Origin of the sequence: Lactobacillus sp. UMNPBX15 (genome assembly GCF_002553785.1) — a bacterium.
GTDB lineage: Bacteria > Bacillota > Bacilli > Lactobacillales > Lactobacillaceae > Lactobacillus > Lactobacillus crispatus.
In genome coordinates, this window is sequence record NZ_PCYV01000031.1 from 1 (window position 1) to 23,415 (window position 23,415).

The 23,415-nt window shown below is 38.4% G+C and carries 20 protein-coding genes and 2 tRNA genes; 3 read left to right on the top strand and 19 right to left on the bottom strand.

Annotated elements, in window-relative coordinates:
• Positions 1 to 188: 188 nt before the first annotated feature.
• The 13 genes from CP366_RS07960 to pth form a co-directional block, all read right to left on the bottom strand.
• Positions 189 to 263 (bottom strand) — tRNA-Gly (locus tag CP366_RS07960).
• 111 nt (positions 264 to 374) lie between these two features.
• Positions 375 to 449 (bottom strand) — tRNA-Gly (locus CP366_RS07965).
• A 63-nt stretch (positions 450 to 512) separates the two neighbouring features.
• Positions 513 to 1,439, bottom strand: coding sequence for a hypothetical protein (locus CP366_RS07970; RefSeq protein ID WP_089146129.1), 927 nt, complete (start codon positions 1,437 to 1,439; stop codon positions 513 to 515).
• Positions 1,440 to 1,581: 142 nt separating this feature from the next.
• A complete protein-coding gene (gene lysS, locus CP366_RS07975; RefSeq protein WP_054832658.1) occupies positions 1,582 to 3,132 on the bottom strand; it encodes a lysine--tRNA ligase in 1,551 nt (516 codons plus the stop codon).
• Between the two features lie 15 nt (positions 3,133 to 3,147).
• Positions 3,148 to 4,173, bottom strand: a complete 1,026-nt coding sequence (dusB, locus tag CP366_RS07980) for a tRNA dihydrouridine synthase DusB (RefSeq protein ID WP_179210812.1) — start codon at positions 4,171 to 4,173, stop codon at positions 3,148 to 3,150.
• Between the two features lie 77 nt (positions 4,174 to 4,250).
• Positions 4,251 to 5,141 (bottom strand): Hsp33 family molecular chaperone HslO, encoded by an 891-nt coding sequence (gene hslO / locus CP366_RS07985; RefSeq protein ID WP_013085805.1) that lies wholly within the window; start codon positions 5,139 to 5,141, stop codon positions 4,251 to 4,253.
• Positions 5,142 to 5,193: 52 nt separating this feature from the next.
• Complete coding sequence (gene ftsH / locus CP366_RS07990) at positions 5,194 to 7,362, bottom strand: ATP-dependent zinc metalloprotease FtsH (protein WP_005721112.1); 2,169 nt, start codon at positions 7,360 to 7,362, stop codon at positions 5,194 to 5,196.
• A gap of 94 nt (positions 7,363 to 7,456) precedes the next feature.
• Positions 7,457 to 8,710 (bottom strand): tRNA lysidine(34) synthetase TilS, encoded by a 1,254-nt coding sequence (gene tilS, locus CP366_RS07995; RefSeq protein ID WP_005721110.1) that lies wholly within the window; start codon positions 8,708 to 8,710, stop codon positions 7,457 to 7,459.
• 38 nt (positions 8,711 to 8,748) lie between these two features.
• Positions 8,749 to 9,111 carry a S1 RNA-binding domain-containing protein gene (locus CP366_RS08000; RefSeq protein WP_005724146.1) on the bottom strand — a complete coding sequence of 121 codons (363 nt, stop codon included), beginning with the start codon at positions 9,109 to 9,111 and terminating at the stop codon, positions 8,749 to 8,751.
• On the bottom strand, positions 9,111 to 9,488 hold the full coding sequence (locus CP366_RS08005) for a septum formation initiator family protein (protein ID WP_005721106.1): 378 nt from the start codon (positions 9,486 to 9,488) through the stop codon (positions 9,111 to 9,113). The genes CP366_RS08000 and CP366_RS08005 overlap by 1 nt, the downstream gene beginning before the upstream one ends.
• A 67-nt stretch (positions 9,489 to 9,555) precedes the next feature.
• The gene (locus tag CP366_RS08010; RefSeq protein ID WP_005721105.1) at positions 9,556 to 9,798 is read right to left on the bottom strand and encodes an RNA-binding S4 domain-containing protein; all 243 of its coding nucleotides are present in this window, start codon (positions 9,796 to 9,798) and stop codon (positions 9,556 to 9,558) included.
• 15 nt (positions 9,799 to 9,813) lie between these two features.
• Entirely contained in the window at positions 9,814 to 13,308 is a 3,495-nt protein-coding gene (mfd, locus tag CP366_RS08015; protein ID WP_089146128.1) for a transcription-repair coupling factor, read from the bottom strand.
• Between the two features lies 1 nt (position 13,309).
• Entirely contained in the window at positions 13,310 to 13,867 is a 558-nt protein-coding gene (gene pth / locus CP366_RS08020; protein ID WP_023488504.1) for an aminoacyl-tRNA hydrolase, read from the bottom strand.
• A 136-nt stretch (positions 13,868 to 14,003) separates the two neighbouring features.
• On the opposite strand from pth, the gene CP366_RS08025 reads away from it, so the two are divergent.
• Entirely contained in the window at positions 14,004 to 14,975 is a 972-nt protein-coding gene (locus tag CP366_RS08025; RefSeq protein WP_089146127.1) for an L-lactate dehydrogenase, read from the top strand.
• A 170-nt stretch (positions 14,976 to 15,145) separates the two neighbouring features.
• Entirely contained in the window at positions 15,146 to 15,853 is a 708-nt protein-coding gene (cbpA, locus tag CP366_RS08030) for a cyclic di-AMP binding protein CbpA (protein WP_005721098.1), read from the top strand.
• Between the two features lie 64 nt (positions 15,854 to 15,917).
• Here the strand turns inward: cbpA and alr are convergent, their stop codons facing one another.
• The 6 genes from alr to CP366_RS08060 form a co-directional block, all read right to left on the bottom strand.
• Positions 15,918 to 17,048, bottom strand: coding sequence for an alanine racemase (gene alr, locus CP366_RS08035; RefSeq protein WP_089146126.1), 1,131 nt, complete (start codon positions 17,046 to 17,048; stop codon positions 15,918 to 15,920).
• 4 nt (positions 17,049 to 17,052) lie between these two features.
• Positions 17,053 to 17,409 carry a holo-ACP synthase gene (gene acpS / locus CP366_RS08040; protein ID WP_005721641.1) on the bottom strand — a complete coding sequence of 119 codons (357 nt, stop codon included), beginning with the start codon at positions 17,407 to 17,409 and terminating at the stop codon, positions 17,053 to 17,055.
• 82 nt (positions 17,410 to 17,491) lie between these two features.
• Positions 17,492 to 18,979, bottom strand: coding sequence for a DEAD/DEAH box helicase (locus tag CP366_RS08045; RefSeq protein ID WP_061204419.1), 1,488 nt, complete (start codon positions 18,977 to 18,979; stop codon positions 17,492 to 17,494).
• 13 nt (positions 18,980 to 18,992) lie between these two features.
• Positions 18,993 to 20,360 carry a UDP-N-acetylmuramoyl-tripeptide--D-alanyl-D-alanine ligase gene (gene murF / locus CP366_RS08050; RefSeq protein ID WP_005721091.1) on the bottom strand — a complete coding sequence of 456 codons (1,368 nt, stop codon included), beginning with the start codon at positions 20,358 to 20,360 and terminating at the stop codon, positions 18,993 to 18,995.
• A gap of 125 nt (positions 20,361 to 20,485) precedes the next feature.
• The gene (locus CP366_RS08055) at positions 20,486 to 20,731 is read right to left on the bottom strand and encodes a type B 50S ribosomal protein L31 (RefSeq protein WP_005721090.1); all 246 of its coding nucleotides are present in this window, start codon (positions 20,729 to 20,731) and stop codon (positions 20,486 to 20,488) included.
• Positions 20,732 to 20,840: 109 nt separating this feature from the next.
• The gene (locus CP366_RS08060; protein WP_089146125.1) at positions 20,841 to 22,460 is read right to left on the bottom strand and encodes an alpha-glucosidase; all 1,620 of its coding nucleotides are present in this window, start codon (positions 22,458 to 22,460) and stop codon (positions 20,841 to 20,843) included.
• A gap of 115 nt (positions 22,461 to 22,575) precedes the next feature.
• On the opposite strand from CP366_RS08060, the gene CP366_RS08065 reads away from it, so the two are divergent.
• Positions 22,576 to 23,403: a Cof-type HAD-IIB family hydrolase gene (locus tag CP366_RS08065; protein ID WP_089146124.1), complete on the top strand. Its 828-nt coding sequence runs from the start codon at positions 22,576 to 22,578 to the stop codon at positions 23,401 to 23,403.
• Positions 23,404 to 23,415: the final 12 nt, after the last annotated feature.

Here is a 23,415-nt window from a genome sequence, read left to right on the forward strand (position 1 = left end):
GAACCCGCGACCCCCACCATGGCAAGGTGATGTTCTACCACTGAACTACTTCCGCAACAACAGATATTATTATAGCAGGTATCTGATACATTGCAATAGTTTTTTGTAAAAAATTCAAAAAGTTTTCTTACATCTAAAACTGCATATATGGAAAAATAAAAAGCTCATCCAAAGATGAGCTTTTGTCTTGGAGCGGAAGACGGGATTCGAACCCGCGACCCCCACCATGGCAAGGTGATGTTCTACCACTGAACTACTTCCGCGACAACAGGTATTATTATAGCAAATACATTTTTCTTTGCAAGACCTTTTTATCAAAAAAGATAAATTTATTTTAGGCACAAAAAAAGCTCACATTCGTGAGCTCTTCATCTTGGAGCGGAAGACGGGATTCGAACCCGCGACCCCCACCATGGCAAGGTGATGTTCTACCACTGAACTACTTCCGCGATACAAAAAGTATTATAGCAAAGATTATTCTCTTTGCAAATACTTTTTGAGAAAAAGTTGAATTACTTAGCTTCAAAATAGTAACTATCAAAGGTCAGCTCTAAGTCCAACTTAATATTACCGGTACCGCTCTTAGAATTCTTAGGCACATGAATTTCACCGATGGTATCGCCATCTTTGTCTACTAGATCATAATTTCTGTTCCTTTTACTTGGCTTAAAATTATTGATTCTTACATGTGCTTTAAAATCATAATCGTGAACTGGAAGCTTGCCCTTATGTGAAAGCATTGAACGATTCCAATTAGTACCACGTCCTTCATTAATAATATTAGAATTAACAAAAGAAATATTGCTAAATTTAAATTTAGGTTTATTACCTACAAAAGCAGACTTTTTAGCTGACTTTAAAGTTAAATTCTTTAAGAAAATATTCTTAACTTGCTTTACTGAATATGGTGAAGCTGGATCGTGATCATAATCTTTGTGAGATAAAACTTTTAATCCATCTTTATCACAACGAACCTTAATAACCCAGAAACTATATCCGCTGTCTTTACCAGCCGGAATGTCAACGGAGCCTTGAATATTATCTCGAATTGCCGCATCCGTTCTAGGATTATTAATAGTCGAATAGAAAGTCAATCTTAGGTTTTGGTCACTTGGCTTTTTCCAATTCTTTACATACATTTCATTTGCAATTGTATAAGTACCGTAAGGCATATGATCAAAATCATGATATTGATCATTGTAAATAATAAATGTATGTTCATACCAAGTCCCAGGTTGTGAATCATCTAAAATTTCTGCACGAGCTCCGTTTTTTAACAATTCACGCTCATTAAAAAATTTATTTATCAATTGTTCAGATGAAGCATGATAATCTTCATCATCATCTGCTTTAACTGCTTGATTAGTAGTTAATCCTATAGCCACTAAACTAAAAAAGAATAACGCTAAAAACAGAGATCCAATCTTTTTTAATTTCATAAATCTATCCCTCCAAAAATAAAATCATTTGCAGTTTATAACCAAAGCACCTTTATGTCAACAGTCCTTGAATAAACAAAAAATCTCATACCCATGTTTCAAAACACAGATATGAGATTTATTTTTATATCAAAATTTGATATTACTTGTTTTCTTTATTCTTCTTTTCCATATCAGCCTTAACTTCAGCTTCTACGCTTTCAACACGTTCTGGACGCATGGTTGGGAACAAAAGAACATCACGAATAGCTGGAGCATCAGTCAAAAGCATTACCAAACGGTCAATACCGATACCCAACCCACCTGTAGGTGGCATACCATATTCCATAGCACGAAGGTAATCTTCATCGATCATGTCAGCTTCGTCGTTACCTGCTTCACGTTCTTCCATTTGAGCTTCGAAACGTTCACGTTGGTCGTCAGGATCGTTCAATTCTGAGAAGGCGTTACCGTATTCTTCACCCATGATGTAAATTTCGAAACGATCAGTAAATCTTGGATCGTCAGCATTCTTCTTAGCAAGTGGTGAAATTTCTACTGGGTGACCATAAACGAAGGTTGGGTCAACAATAGTTTCTTCACAGTACTTTTCAAAGAAGGCATTAATAATATGACCAACTTTCCAGAACTTTTCAACGTGGATGTCGTGGTCTTCCGCAATCTTAGTTGCTTCTTCAAGAGTCATTGGCTTCCAGAAGTCAACGCCAGTCTTTTCCTTGATCAAGTCAACCATGTGAACGCGACGGAATGGCTTGCCTAAGTCAATGTCAGTACCTTGGTAAGTGATCTTACCGTCATCTGAAACAACCTTAGCTGCAGCACGGATAATACCTTCAGCTTCATCCATAACATCATGGTAGTCCCAGTATGCTGCGTAACTTTCAAGTTCAGTAAATTCTGGGTTGTGGTGAGTGTCCAAACCTTCGTTTCTGAATACACGGCCGATTTCGTAAACACGTTCCATATCACCAACAATCAAACGCTTAAGTGGAAGTTCCAAAGCAATTCTCATGTAAAGGTTAATATCCAAAGCGTTGTGGTGAGTAATAAATGGACGGGCTTCAGCACCACCAGGAATGTTGTGAAGTACTGGAGTTTCAACCTCCAAGAAGTTTTGACCATTTAAGTAGTCACGAATAGCTTGAATGATTTGGGTACGGTGAACAAAACGCATGTAACTATCATGGTTGGTAATCAAATCAAGGTAACGTTGACGATAAATTGCCTCAACGTCCTTTAAACCATGGTACTTATCTGGTAATGGACGAAGAGCCTTTGATAAGAAAGTTACGTGAAGGGCTCTAATAGTAAGCTCTCCAGTATCAGTCTTCATAACTTCACCCTCAATACCTAAGAAATCACCAATATCAGATTTCTTAAAGATCTTGTAGTTATCTTCGCCAACAATATCCTTACGTACATAAATTTGAATCTTACCAGTACGGTCATAAAGATCAGCAAAACCAACCTTCCCCTTACCACGTTTTGCAAGCATACGACCTGCAATTTTGGTCTTAGGCATATCAGCGTTTAATTCTTCCTTATCTTCATTGCCATACTTTTCTTCCAAAGTACTTGCCAAATCTTGACGATCAAATTTTCTTCGGCCAAATGGTTCAATTCCGTTTTCACGTAATTCTTCCATCTTTTGGCGACGGACTATTAATTGGTCGTTCATTTCATTCTTTGCCAATTTATCTTTCCTCCATTATTTGTTCATTACCGCGCGTCGTGCAGCACGAGCTTCTTCTCTTTTTTCATATTCATCAACAAAATTATCGAGCAAGTCATATACTTCTTGACGCGTCCAGACCTCATTTATTTTAGCACGAGTACGGGCCGAACGGGGAATTCCCTTTAAATAGTATGCAGCTTGTTGTCGAAATTCTGGTACAGCACGCTTTTCACCGTGAATCTTAACGAGTGCATGTAACTGGTGTTTGGCCGTTTCAACCTTCTCACGAACAGTTTGCGGTTGTAATTTTTCACCAGTTTCAAGATAGTGAACCATATCCTTCAGAATCCACGGATTACCTAAGGCAGCACGACCGACCATTATTGCAGTACAACCGATCTCATCCAATGCTTTTTTAGCTAATTCGGGTGTTCTAATATCACCATTAGCCACAAAAGGCACATCTAGCACCTGGGCAACATCATGTAATACTTCCCAGTCAGCTTCACCTTGATACATTTGTTTACGTGTTCTACCATGCATCGCAATCATGCTTGCGCCTGCTTCTTGAGCAGCTAAAGCATTTTCTACAGCAAAAATATGCTTTTTATCCCAGCCTGTTCTCATTTTAACAGAAACCGGCTTTTTAACGTTCTGCACTACTGCGTGAACCATCTGATAAATCTTGTTTGAATCAAGTAGCCACTTCGAACCTGCATCAGTCTTTGTTACTTTAGGTACAGGACAACCCATATTAATATCAATAATATCCGCATCGGTATGTTGATCAATATATTGAGCAGCTTGAAGCAAAGTTTCCTCGCTTCCGCCAAAGATTTGAATGCTCATTGGGTGTTCACGCGGATCAACATCCATCATACTTAATGTCTTTTTATTTCCATAAATGATCCCATGATCAGAAATCATTTCGCAGACAACCAGCCCCGCTCCGAATTCCTTACAGACAACGCGGAATGCAGAGTTTGAAACTCCCGCCATCGGCGCAACAACAACTCGGTTTGGAATGGTGATATCGCGAATTTTCCAGCTGTTATTCACCAAATCATCCTTTCAAAATTACCCTATTATGATATCAAAAAAGCCCCGCTGGTTAAAACCTTAGGGCTTTATTTGCCTTAATAATCTTTATCTTTGTTCTTTTTAGCTAAAATATCTTTCAATTCATCTTCTGAATAATGATACTTGTTACCGCAGAAATTGCAAGTAAGTTCGGCACCATGATCTTCATTAATCATTGCTTCCAATTGATCGCTCTTCAAAGTTTCCAAAATACCAGCATACTTTTCTTTAGAACAATCACAGTTAAAGGCTACATCATCTTTTTCAAGAATCTTACAATCGGTTCCTAAGATTTTACGTGCTAAGTCTTCTGGTGTCATTCCATCCAAAAATGAAGTTGAGAGTGCTGGCAATGCATCAATTCGCTTAATCGTTTCATCGATCAAAGCATCACTAGCACCAGGAAGTGCTTGCAACATAAAGCCACCAGCTTCACCGATTGAATTATTTGGATTAACAAATACTGACAAACCAACAGCTGACGGAATTTGTTCTGACTTAGTCAAATAGTAAGCAAAATCTTCAGCAATTTCACCAGAAACAATTGGTACCTGACCTGTGTATGGTTCCTTCAAGCCAAGGTCCTTAGTTACTTCAAACCATCCTTGTCCAACAGCCTTTTTCACATCAATATGACCATTTTTCTTAGGTGGTAAAGCAATATGTGGATTCTTAACATAACCCTTTACCTTCAAATCGGAGGTAGCTGTCACGATGGTTGGACCAACAGGGCCATTGCCTAATAAACGGACTGTCAATTCTTCCTTATCTGTCAATTCTGCACCAGCAAGTAAAAGAGATCCTACTAAAGTACGACCAAGCACAGCAGCTGAAGCTGACCACAAGTCATGCCGCTTTTGTGCTTCACTCACTACACCCTTAGCGGTAATGGTTAACAAGCGTAAGTTTTTAGTCTTATCAATTGACTTTACTAAATAATCACTCATTTTTATCCTTCTTTTCTAAAAAAATAGAGCCTGTGACAGGCCCTACTTTTATTTAATTGTCTTTATGCTCATCATCTGCAGGAGTATCTTGAGTTGAAGTTTCATTTTCTGATTGATCCTTTTCGGGATTCTCAGGATTATTTTCTTCAACTTCATGATTCTTTTCAGATGGAGTCTCCAAGGTATCTTTTTCTTGATCAGCCAATGCTTGATCTGAATCCTTTTTTTCTGCCTTTTCAACTTCGCGCTTCTCTGCAGCAGCCTTAGCTTCTTCATAAGTTGAAGCCTTTGATTCACTCGGATATTCATCTTCGTCTTTTTCAGGCATTTTACCGGTCTTATACAAGGCCATAATTTGCTTTTCATTCAAGGTTTCATACTTGAGCAAAGCTTCGGCAATGATTCTATGCTTTTCTTTGTTGTCCTTAACGATCTCAAGGGCCTTAGCATGAGCTTCATCCAAAATCTTCTTTACAGCTTCATCAATTTTAGCTGAAGTTGCTTCACTATATGGCTTAAAGCCGTAAGGATTGCTTTCGCCTTCCTTTTCAAGCTCAACCATACCTAAGGATTCGGTCATACCATAGTTAACTACCATGCTATGCGCAATTTGAGTAGCTTGTTCAAAGTCGTTAGAAGCACCAGTTGACTTATCACCAATGGTTGCTTCTTCACCTGCACGACCACCCATCAAACCAACAATTTGTTCAAATAATTGCTTTTTAGTCAAAATGAATTGATCATCTTTAGGCAACATGATGTTATAACCACCAGCACGGCCACGAGGTACGATAGTAACTTTACGTACAGTACGTGAGTCGCTTAAGACCAAACCACAGATTGAGTGACCAGCTTCGTGGAAAGCAACACGTCTTCTTTCTTTTTCAGAAATCAAACGATCCTTCTTAGCTGGACCGGCAATCACACGGTCTTCGGCTTCATCAATATCTGATGCAGTAATCTCAGTACCATTACGACGAGCAGCAACTAATGCGGCTTCATTCAAGACGTTAGCCAAATCTGCACCTACAAAGCCAGGAGTTTGACGGGCAACTTCCTTCAAATCAACATCAGGTGCAAGCGGCTTGTTCTTAGCGTGAACCTTTAAAATAGCTTCACGACCACGAACGTCAGGACGACCTACCAATACCTTACGGTCAAAACGACCAGGACGAAGCAAAGCTGGGTCTAAGACGTCTGAACGGTTAGTAGCAGCAATGACAATAACACCTTCATCGCCTTCAAAACCATCCATTTCAACCAATAATTGGTTCAAAGTCTGTTCACGTTCATCATTACCACCGCCGGTGCCATTGCCACGACGACGACCAATGGCATCAATTTCATCGATAAAGATAATACTTGGTGCATTTTTCTTGGCATTGTTAAACAGGTCACGTACACGACTAGCACCAACACCGACAAACATTTCAACGAAGTCTGAACCTGAGATTGAATAAAATGGCACGTTAGCTTCACCAGCTACAGCACGAGCAAGCAAAGTCTTACCAGTACCAGGAGGACCCTCAAGTAAAACACCAGATGGGATTCTTGCACCCAACTTAGTGTACTTAGATGGATCTTTCAAAAATTCAACTACTTCGACTAATTCTTGTTTTTCTTCTTCTTCACCGGCTACGTCAGAGAAACGAACCTTATTCTTAGAAGGATCTTCTGGCTTGACGTGTGAACGACCGAAATTCATTATTCCGCCGCCACCACCACGTCCAGCGCCACCTTGGTTCATCATCATCCAAAGCATGACGATAAACAAAACGGTTGGCACAAGCATGACAATGGTCGAAATCCAATTGCCAGATTGTGATTCTCCTTGAGTTGTCATCCGAGCATTACTTTTTTGTGCCAAGTTTTGCACGTTAGAAACGGTAGAATCATTCTGTAACATGGTAGTAGAGAAGCGCGAAACTTTTCTACTTGAATTATTACTAAAGAAATCAAAACTATTATTTGATTGATTCTTTGTTGTTTGTGCAGTCTTGTAACTACCTGAAACAGTGTAAACACCATTAGCAGGTTGAACACTAAAGTTTTTAACTTTGCCTTGACGCAAATCTTTAACAAATTGTGAGTAACTGATATTCTCTGAGCTACCACTATTGTTAGAGCCTCCGAGTGCCCAGTTGATTCCCCATAGGAGCAGAAGGAACACAACTATATAGAAAAGGCCGTTTGAAAGCAGCCGATTCCGGTTATTCTTCATAAAAAACCTCCGCAAAGTCTTTAAGTTATACGTTTAAAATTCTATCACAAATTAGCTTGCAACCACTAACATTTTCACCTATTTTGAAGACTTCTTAATAAATGTATAGGAAATAATGTTTACCATCTGTGATAAAGTCCTGTTTTTGATAACATTTTTCTACAAAAACAGGTTCATTTTCAGCATAAATTGTAATGCAGCAAGAGCGCAAGGCAAAGGGAATTGCCTTTTCTGCAAATTTCTTTTTCGCCTTAACTCGTTGACCATTTTTCAACAATAATTTGCTAGCAGGTACTAGACTTCCCGCAGTAAAATGTGCATCCCTTTCCAGCCAAAAGCTTCCTATTTCTTTCAAATCAGCTTGCCTATCAGTAGTTAGTAAATAATAAGCTCCGTTGAATTCAAATTGCTGATTCAGTTCGATACTAAATGGCTGCACAATTTTCTGTGGCTTATTTTCAACTAAATAACTATAACCTTGATAATCAATCACCTCAAAATTGCCCAAATTCTCATTTACCCGACGATGATATTTTTGCCAGATTATCTTTTGCCAAAAAATATTTTTTTCTTCTGTAGATAAATCATTTAAGTTGTCCGTTTTAATTCGCCAAGCACCCAAAAATGGCTCAACCGTTCTCATACTATTCAACTGCTCATCCGCCAAATCCGTCAATTGACTCATTTTTTCACTAAAACGCAGTGCATTACTAATTAAATTAGGATTCTCCTCTTTTAATAATGGCACCACATGATGACGCAGTCGATTTCGAACAGTCTCATCCTCCGTATTAGTTGAATCTATTACATAGTCAATTTCACGCTCTTGATCATATTCGAGTAATTCTTGCTTACTATAGGCTAATAGTGGTCTAAGCAAAACAACGCCATGCATAGAGCCGATATCTTGCAAACTATTCATCTCTTCAGGATTTCCCGAGCGAATAAATTTGAGCAAAATATTTTCTAGCAAATCATCACCATGATGCGCAGTTAATAAATAGTTCATTCGCTCGCTATGAGCAACATTAGTCAAAAAATGATATCGTGCCTCTCGCGCCGCTGCCTCAATTCCCGTTTGGGGCTGATCATGTTTATCCCACTTGCCATTAAACAGGCAAATCTTCTTTTGAGCACAATAATTTTGCAAAACTTCTACTTCATATGAGCTATCCGCACGCAATTGATGATCAAAATGTGCCGCAAAAACAGTAAAACTTAGTTGTTTTTGCAAATTAACTAGCATATCTAGTAAAGCCATGGAATCCGGTCCCGCACTTGCGGCTACTAATAGTCTTTTATCCTTTAAGTCAATCTGATGTTGTTCAAAAAAATCATTAATTTTCATTATTTTTCTAACAAAAAATGGCCCTTTCGGACCATCCCTTAATTCTCAGTTAATACTTGCTTTAGCTTTTCAATTTCTTCTTTAGCATCCCGCGTTGTTTGATTCAGGACTTGATCAAAATCAGCTGGCTTTGTCTTAGAAAATTGATTATCATGGTCAACTAATTCCGGATCATTCACTCGAGTGATCGATAAATTAAATCTCCCTTTATGGATGTGCACCACAACCACGCGCACTTCATCGCCAACATGATAACGACGACGTTCGCGTAGCCAATTATTGCCAAAGTCACTATGATGAACCAAACCAGAATGCCGATTAGGTAAAGTAACAAAGATGCCCAAGTCAGTAATGTTATTAATTACACCAGTCACCCGATTACCAGCTTGATACTTTTCCATTAGTTATCATCATTTCTTTCATGCACGTTATAAATCTTCTCATTTGATTTAGAATAATAGAATTTATAACGAATCAGCTTAGCAACATAATTTGGATCCTTCAAATCCTGCTTTTCAGTTTCTAAGTCATTTCTCTTATTTTTTACTTTAGTTAAAGTCTGTTTTTCAGCTTGTACTTGATTATTCAGTCGTCCAGTTTGAGAAATCTTGATTGCAATCTGTACACCTAAAGCAACGAAAATGATAGCAAAAACTGCCATAATTACGTTCAACCGCTTGCGGTGTGTTTCTTTCTCTAGTTTAGCCTGTTTACGTCTAAGACGCGCCCTCTGCTCTTCTGGACTCAACGAATTATATATACGTGGACCATGATTCATTGTTTAATCCCCTAATTACTAAATAACTATACTAAGTCAAGTATAACAACGATTTAATCAAAAGTCATTAATCAACTAGCTCGTACAGTTCACTTGCTTCTGCTTTTTTCGTGGTCTCGCGAATATTTAACACCTTAGCCTTGATGGTTTTGGCGCCGTAACCTACTTCAATAATATCATCAATTTTTACATCGTAGCTTGATTTTACAACTCGACCATTGACTTTGATTCTACCTTGATCAGCCATTTCTTTAGCTACGGTTCTTCTCTTAACTAATCGTGAAACTTTTAAAAATTTATCAATCCTCATATTTTTCTCCTACAGTTACCTTTGTACAATGTCGCTTGCTGCCTGTAAAAAGGTTGCCAGTTCATTGAATAAAACACGATTCTTCATTTTATCCGGCAACAATAGTAAGACAACCATTCTTTTTTCTTGATTCATACTAATGCGAGCCTTTAAGCTTACATGCTCCAATGCCTTAAAAATATTAGGTCCCTCAAGTTCGCGTGAAGCTGCGTTCGTAAATTCCACTTTAATCTTATCGTCAGTTTTAACCACATTGAGCACTTGAGCCATGTCAGCATCAACCTTTAGACCGGCAACAGCTAATAAATTCTCGACGGCCGTTGGATAGTCACCAAAACGATCGATTAATTCATCTTCAATTTTACCTAATTCTTCCTGACTTGAGACGGCTTTAATCTTTTTGTAAAATTCAATTTTTTCTTCTTGATCACCGATATACGAATCTGGAATATAAGCCTCAAGTCCAAGGTCGATTTCTGCGTTTGACTTTTTGACTGTTGTCTTCCCCTTACGGTCTTGAATTGCATCAGCCAGCATTTGTGAGTACAAATCATAACCAACGCTATCAATAAAGCCATGCTGTTGTGCACCCAGCATATTTCCAGCACCACGAATTGATAAGTCACGCATTGCTATTTTGAAACCAGAACCCAGTTCAGTGAAGTCACGGATCGCATCAAGCCGTTTTTCACCAACCTCAGTTAAAACTTTATTTGGCTTATACAAGAAGTAAGCATAAGCCAAACGAGCACTACGGCCAATTCTACCCCGCAATTGATACAACTGACTTAGACCATAGTGGTCAGCATCTTCAATGATCATTGTATTGACATTGGGCATATCAATTCCTGTTTCAATAATCGTAGTCGTAACCAAGATATCAAACTCGCGATTCAGGAAGCGATAAAGAATATCTTCCAACTGATTCTGACTCATTCGACCATGGGCAGCTGCAATTCGCGCCTGTGGCATCAATTCCTGCAGTTTTTCGACAGTTTCATCGATATCACTAATCCGATTATGTAAATAAAAGACCTGTCCATCACGTTGCATTTCACGCAAGCATGCATCCCTTACTACACTAGGAATTTGTTCCATCACATAAGTTTGAATAGGGTATCTGTTTTGAGGTGGCGTTTCCATTACTGAGAGATCACGCACACCTACCATTGACATATGAAGCGTTCGCGGTATTGGCGTAGCTGTTAATGTCAAAACATCAATATTTGCCTTCAACTGCTTTAACTTTTCCTTGTGCTTAACGCCAAACCGCTGCTCCTCGTCAACAATTAACAATCCTAGATTCTTGAATTTTACATCTTGAGACAAAATACGGTGAGTCCCAACAACCAAATCTATCTTGCCATTTTTTAGCCCTTCAATAATTTCCTTTGATTCAACTAGCGTTTGAAAACGAGATAGCATAGCAGTATTGACTGGGAAATCTTTGAAGCGATCTTGAATCGTCTCATAGTGTTGTTGCGCCAAAATAGTGGTGGGTACTAAAAAGGCTACTTGTTTATTATCCTGAATTGCCTTAAAAGCTGCTCGTAAGGCTACCTCAGTTTTTCCAAAACCAACATCCCCTACTAAAAGACGGTCCATTGGCTTCGAGCTTTCCATATCTTGCTTAATTTCTTTAACCGATCGCAATTGATCAGGTGTTTCTGGATAAGGAAAGGCATCTTCAAATTGTTTTTGTAGATCATCATCAGGTGAAAAAGCAAAGCCTTTTTCTGATTCACGTTTGGCATAAAGTTCAATCAAATCATCCGCAATGTCTTCAACTTTAGATTGAACCTTACGCTTGGTTTTAGCCCACTCACTACCACCTAGCTTATTAATATGTGGTGTCTTACCTTCTGAACCAACGTATTTTTGTACTAAGCTTAATTGATCTGCTGGTACAAAAAGCTGATCACCATGCTGGTAGGTAATCGTAATATAGTCACGCTTGGTACCATTATTTTCTAAAGTCTTGATTCCTTCAAACCGACCGATCCCGTGGTTAACATGAACAACATAATCCCCTGGCTTCAGTTCAGTATAATTGCGCAAACGCTGGGCATTCTCCAGTGTCTTAATTCTTTTTTTACGTTGTGGGCGCTTATTAAATAGTTCACGCTCCGTTAGATATACCAATTTAACTGTTGGTAAACTAAAGCCACTAACAAAGCCATCAACTACAATTTGTGTCCGCTGTTCAACAATTTCGTCTGCACCAACAATTGGTAAATTTAAGCCAAAATCAACCATTGTTTGATCAATTTGCTGTGCTCTTTTTTCATTATCAGCCTGTAAAATGACGGTTTGCCCCGCCTTTTGATAAGATTCTAATTCTGACTTAATCAGCGGCATTTGACTAAAGAATTGTTCTGGCTCACGTGTTGACCAATTGAGCATCTGGCCTAAGCGCAGTCGTCCCATGCTTCGTTGAAACAATGAGAAATAAATACGATGGTGCTTATCTTTGCTCAGAATCTTTGTATAATCTGACCGCAAGCTTTGCCCTGGCAACATTGCACCAGTTTTTAGTTCATCATTAATAAAAGCAGCGTTTTGCTTATCAACTGTTTCAACCGCTTGATTAATTAAAGGCAAATCGTCAAATAAAATCTGCCCATTTTTAGGCAAATATTCGAGTAAACTACTAGAAATTTCAAGCAAATAGTCAATTAAGAAAGCATAGTTTTTAGGTAAACCGCCATCGTTTAATTCATCAAGAACTGCCGCAAAGTGGTCCTTGACAGCTTTAGCGGGAGCTGGTGCATTGGCCATATCTTGTTCAATTTTCTTAGCCGCTGCCGCAATTGCATCCTTAGTAAAAACTCGATCTTGAGCTGCTGCAACTTCTACTTTGTCTAACTCTTTTTGACTCCGTTGACTAGCTAAATCGAATTCCTTAATTGTATCTATTTCGTCACCAAAGAATTCGATTCGCACGGGATTTTCTCGATCTAGTGGATAAACATCTAAAATATCACCACGGATGGCGAATTCGCCTGGCCGTACTACCAAAGAATCACGCTGATACCCTGAAGCAAGCAACCATTCATTGAGTTCTTTTAGTTCATATTCTTGACCTGGCTCAAAACTCCGCTTTGCCTGCGCAAAATCAGTTGGATTGGTCAGTTTGTATTGCAGCCCCTGCGGCGTTGTTACCACTATTCCTGCCTTACCACTTAACAAAAAATTAAGTGCCTGAATTCGGCTGCTCAGTTCATCAGGCGAACTAACTGCCGTTTGCGTTGCAATTGTAGCATCTACTGGAAAAATTTGCACAGTTTCATCTGCCATAATGGCACTGAGTTCACCATATAAGTTTTGTGCTTTACTTTCGTTTTCTTCAATTAAAATAAGTGGAGCTGCTAATTTAGTCGTTATCTGTTTTAGCAATAGACTAAAAGCACCGGCATTGGCGCCAGTGATTAGTGAATTTTTTACTTGTTTTGTTTTTGAAATAAAATTATTTAAATCTTGATCTTTATCTAAAATCTCTGTTAAACGCATTTTAATTATATTTATTCATTAAATATTGACTACCATGTCCGCTGATAAAGTCGTCAATAATATCTACACTTGTCGCAAATGCATCATCCATCAATTTTTGTTGTTCATCATTAAATGGTGTCAAAACCCATGAAACAACCGTTGTATTTTTCGGATGACGAATACCAATCTTCAAACGATTAAACTTTTCCGTCCCTAAATCTCGAATGATGCTTTTAATTCCATTATGTCCACCAGATTTGCCATTAGCTCTAATTCTAATTTTACCAATTGGCATATCCATATCATCTTGAATAATTAGCACATCTGCTGGATCAACCTTAAAGAAGTTAGCCACTTGACTAACTGAACGACCTGATTCATTCATAAAGGTTTGCGGCTCAAGCAAAATTACATCTTCACCATTTATTTTTTGCTTAGTCCAATGACCTTCAAATTTATCTTTATCCAGTGACAAACCCTTTTCATTCAAATAATGATCCATTGTCATGAAACCAGTATTATGCTTTGTTTTATCATATTTTTGTCCTGGATTACCTAAACCTGCAATTATCTTCATTATTTTTACTCCTCACTATGCACACAATCTTACATATAATAGCACAATTAGGAAATAATAATTTTATTAATGCTTGCTATCATGGTATAATTCATTTTGTTAAAAATATCACTAATAAAAAAGGAGATTTTTATTTATGCCAAGAGATGAAAGACCTCGTAAAGTTATTCTTGTTGGTGATGGTGCTGTAGGTTCAACCTTCGCATTCTCAATGGTACAACAAGGTATCGCCGAAGAATTGGGTATTATTGATATCGCTAAGGAACACGTTGAAGGTGACGCAATTGACTTAGCTGATGCTACCCCTTGGACTTCACCAAAGAATATCTATGCAGCTGACTACCCTGACTGTAAGGATGCAGACTTAGTAGTTATCACTGCTGGTGCTCCACAAAAGCCAGGCGAAACTCGTCTTGACCTTGTTAACAAGAACTTGAAGATTTTATCATCAATCGTTGAACCAGTTGTTGAATCAGGCTTTGAAGGTATTTTCTTAGTTGTTGCTAACCCAGTTGATATTTTAACCCACGCAACTTGGAAAATGTCAGGTTTCCCTAAGGATCGTGTTATCGGTTCAGGTACTTCACTTGATACTGGTCGTCTTCAAAAGGTTATCGGTGAAATGGAACATGTTGACCCACGTTCAGTTAATGCTTACATGCTTGGTGAACACGGTGATACTGAATTCCCAGCATGGAGCTACAACAATGTTGGTGGCGTAAAGGTTAGTGACTGGGTTAAGGCTCACGGTATGGATGAATCTAAGCTTGAAGACATCCACAAGGAAGTTGCTGACATGGCTTACGACATCATTAACAAGAAGGGTGCTACTTTCTACGGAATCGGTACTGCTTCAGCAATGATCGCTAAGGCTATCTTGAACGATGAACACCGTGTACTTCCACTTTCAGTTCCTATGGACGGTCAATATGGCTTACATGACATTCACATTGGTACTCCTGCAGTTGTTGGCCGTAAGGGTCTTGAACAAATCATTGAAATGCCATTAAGTGACAAGGAACAAGAATTGATGACTGCTTCTGCAGATCAATTGAAGAAGGTTATGGACAAGGCATTTAAGGAAACTGGCGTTAAGGTTCGTCAATAATCTAAAACTTGTTTCATCTAAAGGCATCTCTTTTTTAGAGATGCTTTTTTATTTGTCTAACTATTGTTAAAATATAGTTGTTACTTCAGATGAACTTTAATTAATATTTAATTAACTCATCAACTATGCTATAATTACTTGAAACATTTCTCACTTTCGGAGGCGAACTCATGCTTATTAAATCTTTAGTTATTAAAAAAGATTATTTAACAACAGTTAATGAAAAAGCCACATTAGCAGAAGCTTTAAAAGTTTTAGAAGATTCAGGCTACAGATGTGTGCCAATCGTTGACGATACTGGTACTATTTTCCGTGGTAACATTTATAAGATGCATATCTACCGTCATAAGTCACAAGGTGGCGATATGAATCTACCAGTAACTTACTTACTTAAGAATGCCACTAAGACAATTAAGGTCAATTCACCATTCTTCAAGGTATTTTTCAACATTAAGGACTTGCCTTATATTGCTGTCCTTGATGAAGATAATCATTTTTATGGTATTCTTACTCACTCAAGAATGCTTGATATGTTGTCAGATGCGTGGGATGTTAAAAATGGTTCATACGTTTTGACCGTTTTATCTGACAATACACGTGGTAACTTGATCAAGATGTCCAAGATTGTGTCTAAGCACACTAATATGTCTAGTGTAATGACACTTGATGCAGCTGCTGGCGAACTCGAAGGTAATTTTGTTAGAAGAACACTCTTTACTCTCCCCGCTGGTGTCTCAGATATTACCATGAGAACGATTGTTGATAAGTTACAAAGAAAAGGTTTCGTAGTTTCTGAAATCGAAGATTTGCAAGCCGGCATGACTATTATGAGTGATGAAAATCCAGGTGTCTTTATTGAACACCCTGTTAAGGATTAAAAAACTGATCTACCAAAAAATGCTTCTAGATTTTTGTTCTAGAAGCATTTTTTTATTGCCTAACTTATTTTTCATAGTAAACACGAGGTAAACGATCGTTTAACAAACATGCTACTTCATAGTGAATAGTATCAACATAATCTGCGGCGGCCTTAATATTATTTGGCGCTGTTGGATCATTGGAAATGATGACTACCTTAGTTCCTAACGGCATTTTCTTTGGCAGTTTGACCATAAATTGATCCATACAAATTCGGCCGACAATTGGACAGTATTCGTCTCCAACTTTAACTTTAAAGCCTTGAAACTTTCTAATAAAGCCATCAGCATAGCCAACAGGCACAGTTCCAATAATTGTATCTTGATCAGCTACAAAGGTAGAACCATATCCTACTCCGTCACCTTCATGAATAGTTTTTACATGAGTTAGTTCACTCTCAAATGATAATGCTGGTTCAAGCGAAATTGATGACTTCAAGTCAGGACTATCAGGATTAGAGGATGGGTTCAAACCATAAATGCCAATTCCAAAACGAACACAATCACTAGGCACATCCTTGTTAAAGATGCTGGCAGCGGTATTGTCTACGTGAATCCACTTAGGCTTAACTGTCAACAAACTTCTCATATGAGCAAATTTTTCTACCTGATGCTTAAAGTAAGTATCATCGGCACTGTCTGCGGAAGCAAAGTGTGCGAACATACCCTCTACGTAGAAATTATCGTTATTTTGTAAGAATTTATTAGCAGCAATAAAATCCTCATCTTCGTTAAAGCCGATCCGACCCATGCCTGAATCTACTCCAATATGAACTTTCAACTGTAACTGCTCTTTTTCAAGGTACTTTTCTGCTTCCTTTAGCCATTCAAGGTTAGGAATCGTTAATGAAACATTGTTTGCGGCCGCAATTGGAGCGTATTCTGGAGAAACTACTCCCAAAACTAAAATTGGCTTAACAATGTCAGCATGACGCAATTGCAAGGCCTCATCTAAAATAGCTACACAAAGGCCTGCTGCACCTTCCTCAATCGCAATTTTAGCCACCTCAACTGCACCATGACCATAAGCATTGGCCTTAACTACAGCTAACATCTTTTGCCCTGTTGCAAGATGTTTCATTTCGTTTTTTATATTTCTTCTAATTGCGCCCAAATTTACTTTTACAACGGCTGGACGGTGATAGCCTGGAACCATATTTTTATTTTTCCTCCAAAACTACAAATGTAATAATTTCATGATTATCATGTGTGATACTTGGGAAAATATTTCCATCAAACTTAGTTGAAGTCATAACGGGATGACCTAAATCATCCCATAAAGTTTCGACATCTTGAAAACCAATATACTTTCCCAGACCCGTTCTCATTGCTTTAGAAAAAGATTCCTTTAATGAAAAGCGTCCGCCTAGGTATTCAACTTTACGTTTGCCTGCCATTTTTTGATATTGATCAAATTCTTTGGGAGTTAATACTTTTTTGGCAAAAGCATCCCCCTTGTCCACGATCTTCTTAACTCGTTCAACTTCAATCGAGTCAATTCCTACTCCTTTAATCATTATTTTCACCTCACACAATGACATCATTATAATACAAAAAAGAAGCTGTAAAAATTACAACTTCCCTTTTTAAGATAAAATCTTAATCTTTCTTATTCTTGATTACAAATTCATGTCCGTTGCCACGACCACGCTTACCGCGGGTTTCATTTTGGCGGTATGAATTATTGTTACGACGACGGCGGTGGTTATCGCGTCCATGATTATTATTGCTACGGCCATGACCTTTACCACGACGGCGGCGACCATCACCCTTGTATGGTAACGGCTTTTCTGGGGTAATCTTGACTTTAACCTCATCTTTAGCCAAGTTCTTTAAAAAGGCTGCAACTAAGTCGAGAGCTGAATAGTTATCCAGCAGCTCACTTGCCCCTTGGGTATATTTACCCAAATCACCGTTCATCAAATCTTCAATTTCAATTTTTGCTTGCTTTAATTGACCATGTAATGCCTGATCATCTGTTGGCGGACGAAGCGGCGACATCTTCTTTTTAGTCAATTGCTCAATGGTTCTCATATAGCCAATCTCGTTTGGCGTAACAAAAGTAACAGAGATTCCATTTTGCCCCGCACGACCAGTTCTACCAATACGGTGAACATATGAATCCGGATCTTGGGGAATATCATAATTATAAACGTGGGTTACACCTGAAATATCGAGTCCGCGGGCAGCTACATCAGTAGCAACCAGAATATCTAGCTTACCTTCACGAAATCTTTTCAAAACTGACATTCTACGCGCTTGCGATAGATCACCGTGAATTCCCGCCGCATTGTAGCCACGCGCTTGCAAACCGCGCGTAAGTTCATCTACGCGACGTTTGGTGCGACCAAAGACTAAAGCCAAATCTGGACCCTGCACGTCAATTAGTCGACACATAATATCAAATTTTTCAGACTCTTTAGCACGAACAAAATATTGTTCAATCAAATCAGCAGTTAATTCCTTAGCTTTAATGCGGACAATTTCTGGGTGATCCATAAATTTTTCGCCTATCCGCAAAATTGGCTTAGGCATTGTAGCACTAAAGAGTAAAGTCTGTTGTCGGTTCTTAGCATATTTCAAAATACTTTCAATATCTTGAATAAAACCCATATCGAGCATTTCATCTGCTTCATCTAGAACGACAGCCTTAACTTGATCTAAATTAATAGTTTTGCGTTTCAAGTGGTCAAGCAAACGCCCTGGCGTACCAACTAAAATTGATGGTACATGATGTTTCAATGAGCGAATTTGACGACCAATATCTGCTCCTCCGTAGACCACTTGAACATGAGCATGTTCGTCACGACCTAAACGAAATAATTCTTCTTGCGTCTGAATAGCAAGTTCACGCGTTGGTTCAATAATAACCGCTTGAATTGCTTTTTCTTTTTTGTCGATCATCTGTAAAATTGGCAAGCCAAACGCAGCTGTCTTACCGGTACCAGTCTGGGCTTGACCAATTACATCTTTGCCTTGCAAAGCAAGGGGAATAGTCTGTTCCTGGATTGGCGTTGCTTCTTCAAAGCCTGAGCGTTTAATTGCCTTAAGAAGCGCGTCATTTAATCCTAATTCTGAAAACTTCAAAAAAATTGTTCTCCTATCTTAGTCGGGCCAAGACATTTTCCAGGTGCATTCCATGTGAACCCTTCAATACAACAATGTCATCCGACTTAATATCATTCTTCAGATCGTCAATCATTCGATCTGTCTGTTCTTGTGTATAATAATGCAAATGCTCTGGCTCATACTTATCTTGTAAAGCATCATACAAATTCTTCATTTCAGAGCCATATAAGTAAACTTCGTTAATAATTTGTGGATCTAACGTATCCTCAAGGCCAGCATGCAATTCAGGGGAGTTTTTACCTAATTCCAACATATCACCTAAAACAGCAATTCTGCGCCCATTATCTTTTACTTCAACTTGGCCAAAACTAGTCAATACAGCCCTAACAGCAGTTGGATTTGAGTTATAGATATCACTCATGATGCTTTCTCCAGCATCGCCTTTTTCCCACTCCATCCGATTAGCCGTTGGGGTAAAGTTAGACAATGATGAGGCAATTTCCTCATCACTTTCACCAAAATGACGACCAACACTAATTGCGGCCATTGCGTTAGAAACATTGTGTTTACCAATCATTGGGATTGAGAATTTTTGCTCTGAATCATTAACTGTAAAGGTAGCATGATGCATATAACTCTTAAAGCCAGTTGCATGAACTGTATCTTCATCTCTAAAACCAAAAGTTGCTTTAGCTTGATCCAATTTCTCAGCACGTTCTTGCAATAATGGTTCATCCCCATTGAAGATAAATTCGCCATCTTCACGCAAAAAGTCAGTAATTTCCATCTTAGCATCTGCAATCTTGTCGCGGCTGCCAAAGAATTCAATATGAGCTTCACCAATCATTGTAATTACGGCCACATCTGGATGGGTTAATTCACTTAAATGATGCAATTGACCTGGTCTGTCCATTCCCATTTCAAGCACCAAAATTTCAGTATTTGGCTTCATCTCAAGGATGGTCATTGGCACACCAATCTCATTGTTAAAGTTGGCCTGAGTTTTATGTACATTAAAGCGTTTAGACAAAACAGCAGCAATCATATCCTTGGTAGTAGTCTTACCATTTGAACCAGTAATTCCCACTACGGTTGGATTAACCTTACGCAAATAATAGCGAGCAAGCTCTTGCATAGCAGCAAGCGGATCATCAACTTCAATAACCGCAATATCTTCTGGCTTGTTCGGATGCCCCTTTTTCCATAAAGTAGCAGAAGCACCATTATTAATAGCACTAGCTATGAATTCGTGCCCATCACGTTCACCTTCAAGTGGTACAAATAATCCACCATCTGTGATCTTTCTGGAGTCAAAGGCAACAGAAGTAATAACAGTTTGATTGTCACCTTCACAAGTAGTATTTAAAGCCTTGGCAATTTCCGCCATTTGCATTTTCATTGAATATTTACTCCCATAAAAACATTTTTATACAGAAAACATTATACTGTCTTTCATGCATTCTGCCAAATAATCTCTAACGAAAAAAGCAGCCCCAATGGGACTGCTTCCACCAGATAAAAGGCTTACTTCTTCAAGCCGTACTTCTTGTTGAACTTTTCGATTCGACCATCTGCTTGAGCAAACTTTTGCTTGCCAGTGTAGAATGGGTGTGAATCTGATGAAACTTCAACACGTACTAATGGGTAAGTTTCGCCTTCGTAGTCAATAGTTTCTGATGGCTTCAAAGTTGAGCCAGCTAAGAACTTAGCACCAGTTGCTGAGTCCATGAAAACTACTTCTTGAAATTCTGGATGAATACCTTGTTTCATAATTTATTACTCCTTTGCCATGATCATATCACAGATCATAGATTAATCGATTAACGATAACTAGAATAACATCTTCAAGTTAGTAATTCAAGTTCTTTTTAATTTTAGCTTATCTAATTGCCACTGCAAATGCTTCATAAGGCTTAAGCGTAATATCATGCAGATCATTACGCACAGCATAATTACTAAGCAAGTTTTCTTTAATGCGATCGGTCGACGTAAACTGTTGCTCTTCACCAGATAGGTTAGCAACCACCAACCACTTTTCAGTACCTAAAATACGATAATATGCAAGAACTTCATCACCAGTATCATGAACCAACTTAAAGTCACCATTAACCACAATCTCATTTTCATGACGTAAAGTAATCAATTCTTGGTAAGTATAAAAAATCGAATTAGGATCAGCCAAGGCCTTCTTCACATTAATTTCTTTGTAGTTAGGATTTACTGTCAACCATGGCTTTGACTTAGTAAAGCCGGCATTTTTCTCATCATTCCATTGCATTGGACGACGAGCATTATCCCTGCCTTTAACATTGATCGCATGAATTAGTTTATCTTTGTCATAACCTTCAGCCAGACGTTCATGATACATATTGACACTTTCAATATCTTCTACTTCATCAATATTTTTTACCGGACAATTAGTCATACCAATTTCTTCACCGTTAAAAATATATGGTGTGCCGTGCATCAAATGTAAAACTGTCGCAAACATCTTAGCACACTGCACCCGATATTTTTTATCATTGCCCCAACGTGAAATTACGCGCGGAATATCATGATTTTCCCAGAACAAACTATTCCAAGCATGATTAAAATCAAGCTCTGTCTGCCACTTTACTAAAACCTTTTTCAATTCGCCTAAGTCTAGCGGCTTTAAATCCCACTTCTCTTTTCCCTCCTGCTGGTCTAAAGCTTGATTCTCAAATTGGAAAACCATTGATAATTCATGACGTGCTGGATCTGAGTACTCTTCTGCAATCATCGGTGTCGCATTCCAAGTTTCGCCCACCGTCATCACATCTCGATCACCAAATGTATTCTTGTTCATTTCTTGCAAATATGGATGAAGCATCGGACCATTTTCACGGATCATTTTGTCGGGATCTTTACCAATTAATTCAATCACATCCATTCGGAAGCCACCGATCCCCTTATCAAGCCAAAAGTTCATCATATCGTAGATTTTTTGCCGCAACTCTGGATTTTTCCAATTTAAATCAGGTTGTTGTTCCGCAAAGAAGTGTAAATAATATTGTCCTGTTTGCTCATCAAATTTCCAAGCTGAACCAGAAAAAGCAGACTTCAAACTATTGGGCTCATGTCCATCAACAGGATCACGCCAAATATAATAGTCTCGGTAAGGATTATCCTTACTTTTTCGTGCCTCCACAAACCATTGATGCTGGTCAGATGTATGATTAACCACCAGATCCATTACAATTCGGATATGATGCTCCTTAGCTTTCTGAATCAACTCATCCATATCAGCCATCGTGCCATATTGCGGATCAATCGCTTCATAATTTGAAATATCATAGCCATTATCCACACCGGGAGATTGATAGACCGGTGAAAGCCAAATTGCATCAACTCCTAGATTTTCCAAATAATCTAAACGAGCAATAATTCCTTGTAAGTCACCTATGCCATCACCGTTGCTGTCCTGAAATGACTTAGGATAAATTTGATAAACAACTGCTTTTTTCCACCATGGTGTCATTTTTTCTACCTCGTAAATTTCAAATTTATTGTTAAACATAATATAAATAATTTATGTAAGCACTTGCAAGAAATGGTAAACTGTTAACGGTATCAAATTTTAGTGAGGTAATTAGATGACTACTCTTTCCTTTAAGGCCGTTGCTGTAGACGTTGACGGTACTTTTGTTAACGATGAAAAACAATACGATCATCAAATGTTTAGCGAGATTTTAACTCGTCTGCATCAACACGGGGCACATTTTATTATTGCTAGCGGCCGCCCAGCTGGTCGTTTGGCTGATGACTTTAGCGAATTTATCGATTCTATTGACTTTGTTGCCGACAATGGTGCGGTCTTAGTTCGCGATGGAAAAATTATTCGTACAACAAGCTTTTCAAAAAAATGCATCCTAAATTTTATTGAATATTTGCACGCACGCTATCCTGGTGCAGCCCAAAACATTTTAATCAGTGGCGTTAAGCACTCCTACTTTTTAAAAAGTACACCACCAGAATACAAGCGGTCCCATCATTATTTTTATCCTAATAGCATCGAAATTGATGATTTTAATAAAATTCCTGCTGATGACCAATACACTAAGATCACAATGGACTATCCCAGCAAGATTCGACATGAATTAGAACATGACTTCAACAGCCGTAGTACAGAAAAAATCCACGTCACAACTAGTGGTTGGAGCTACATGGATATTATTCCTGAAGGTGTAAATAAAGCCGCAGGGCTAAAGGAATTTTTAGCTTATTTAGACGTGCCAAGAAGTGAATTAATTGCCTTCGGTGATGGTGAAAATGACCTTGAAATGTTGAAATTTGCTGGTTTAAGTTATGCCATGGCTAATGGTCAAGATATCGTTAAAAAGACTGCTAAATTTATTGCACCTACTAATAACGACAACGGTGTTTTCAAGGTGCTAAATAAGTATCTTGATGAAGCAGAATAGCGATCAAAAAAC

Bases quoted from the DNA above. Each gene is read 5' to 3' on its own strand.
- CP366_RS08010 (WP_005721105.1), bottom strand. From the start codon at position 9,798: ATGAGGATTGATAAATTTTTAAAAGTTTCACGATTAGTTAAGAGAAGA.
- CP366_RS08060 (WP_089146125.1), bottom strand. From the start codon at position 22,460: ATGACACCATGGTGGAAAAAAGCAGTTGTTTATCAAATTTATCCTAAG.
- CP366_RS08005 (WP_005721106.1), bottom strand. From the start codon at position 9,488: ATGAATCATGGTCCACGTATATATAATTCGTTGAGTCCAGAAGAGCAG.
- hslO (WP_013085805.1), bottom strand. From the start codon at position 5,141: ATGAGTGATTATTTAGTAAAGTCAATTGATAAGACTAAAAACTTACGC.
- tilS (WP_005721110.1), bottom strand. From the start codon at position 8,710: ATGAAAATTAATGATTTTTTTGAACAACATCAGATTGACTTAAAGGAT.
- acpS (WP_005721641.1), bottom strand. From the start codon at position 17,409: ATGATTAAAGGAGTAGGAATTGACTCGATTGAAGTTGAACGAGTTAAG.
- cbpA (WP_005721098.1), top strand. From the start codon at position 15,146: ATGCTTATTAAATCTTTAGTTATTAAAAAAGATTATTTAACAACAGTT.
- CP366_RS08055 (WP_005721090.1), bottom strand. From the start codon at position 20,731: ATGAAACAAGGTATTCATCCAGAATTTCAAGAAGTAGTTTTCATGGAC.
- CP366_RS08065 (WP_089146124.1), top strand. From the start codon at position 22,576: ATGACTACTCTTTCCTTTAAGGCCGTTGCTGTAGACGTTGACGGTACT.
- ftsH (WP_005721112.1), bottom strand. From the start codon at position 7,362: ATGAAGAATAACCGGAATCGGCTGCTTTCAAACGGCCTTTTCTATATA.
- murF (WP_005721091.1), bottom strand. From the start codon at position 20,360: ATGAAAATGCAAATGGCGGAAATTGCCAAGGCTTTAAATACTACTTGT.
- mfd (WP_089146128.1), bottom strand. From the start codon at position 13,308: ATGCGTTTAACAGAGATTTTAGATAAAGATCAAGATTTAAATAATTTT.
- CP366_RS07970 (WP_089146129.1), bottom strand. From the start codon at position 1,439: ATGAAATTAAAAAAGATTGGATCTCTGTTTTTAGCGTTATTCTTTTTT.
- pth (WP_023488504.1), bottom strand. From the start codon at position 13,867: ATGAAGATAATTGCAGGTTTAGGTAATCCAGGACAAAAATATGATAAA.
- CP366_RS08000 (WP_005724146.1), bottom strand. From the start codon at position 9,111: ATGGAAAAGTATCAAGCTGGTAATCGGGTGACTGGTGTAATTAATAAC.
- alr (WP_089146126.1), bottom strand. From the start codon at position 17,048: ATGGTTCCAGGCTATCACCGTCCAGCCGTTGTAAAAGTAAATTTGGGC.
- CP366_RS08025 (WP_089146127.1), top strand. From the start codon at position 14,004: ATGCCAAGAGATGAAAGACCTCGTAAAGTTATTCTTGTTGGTGATGGT.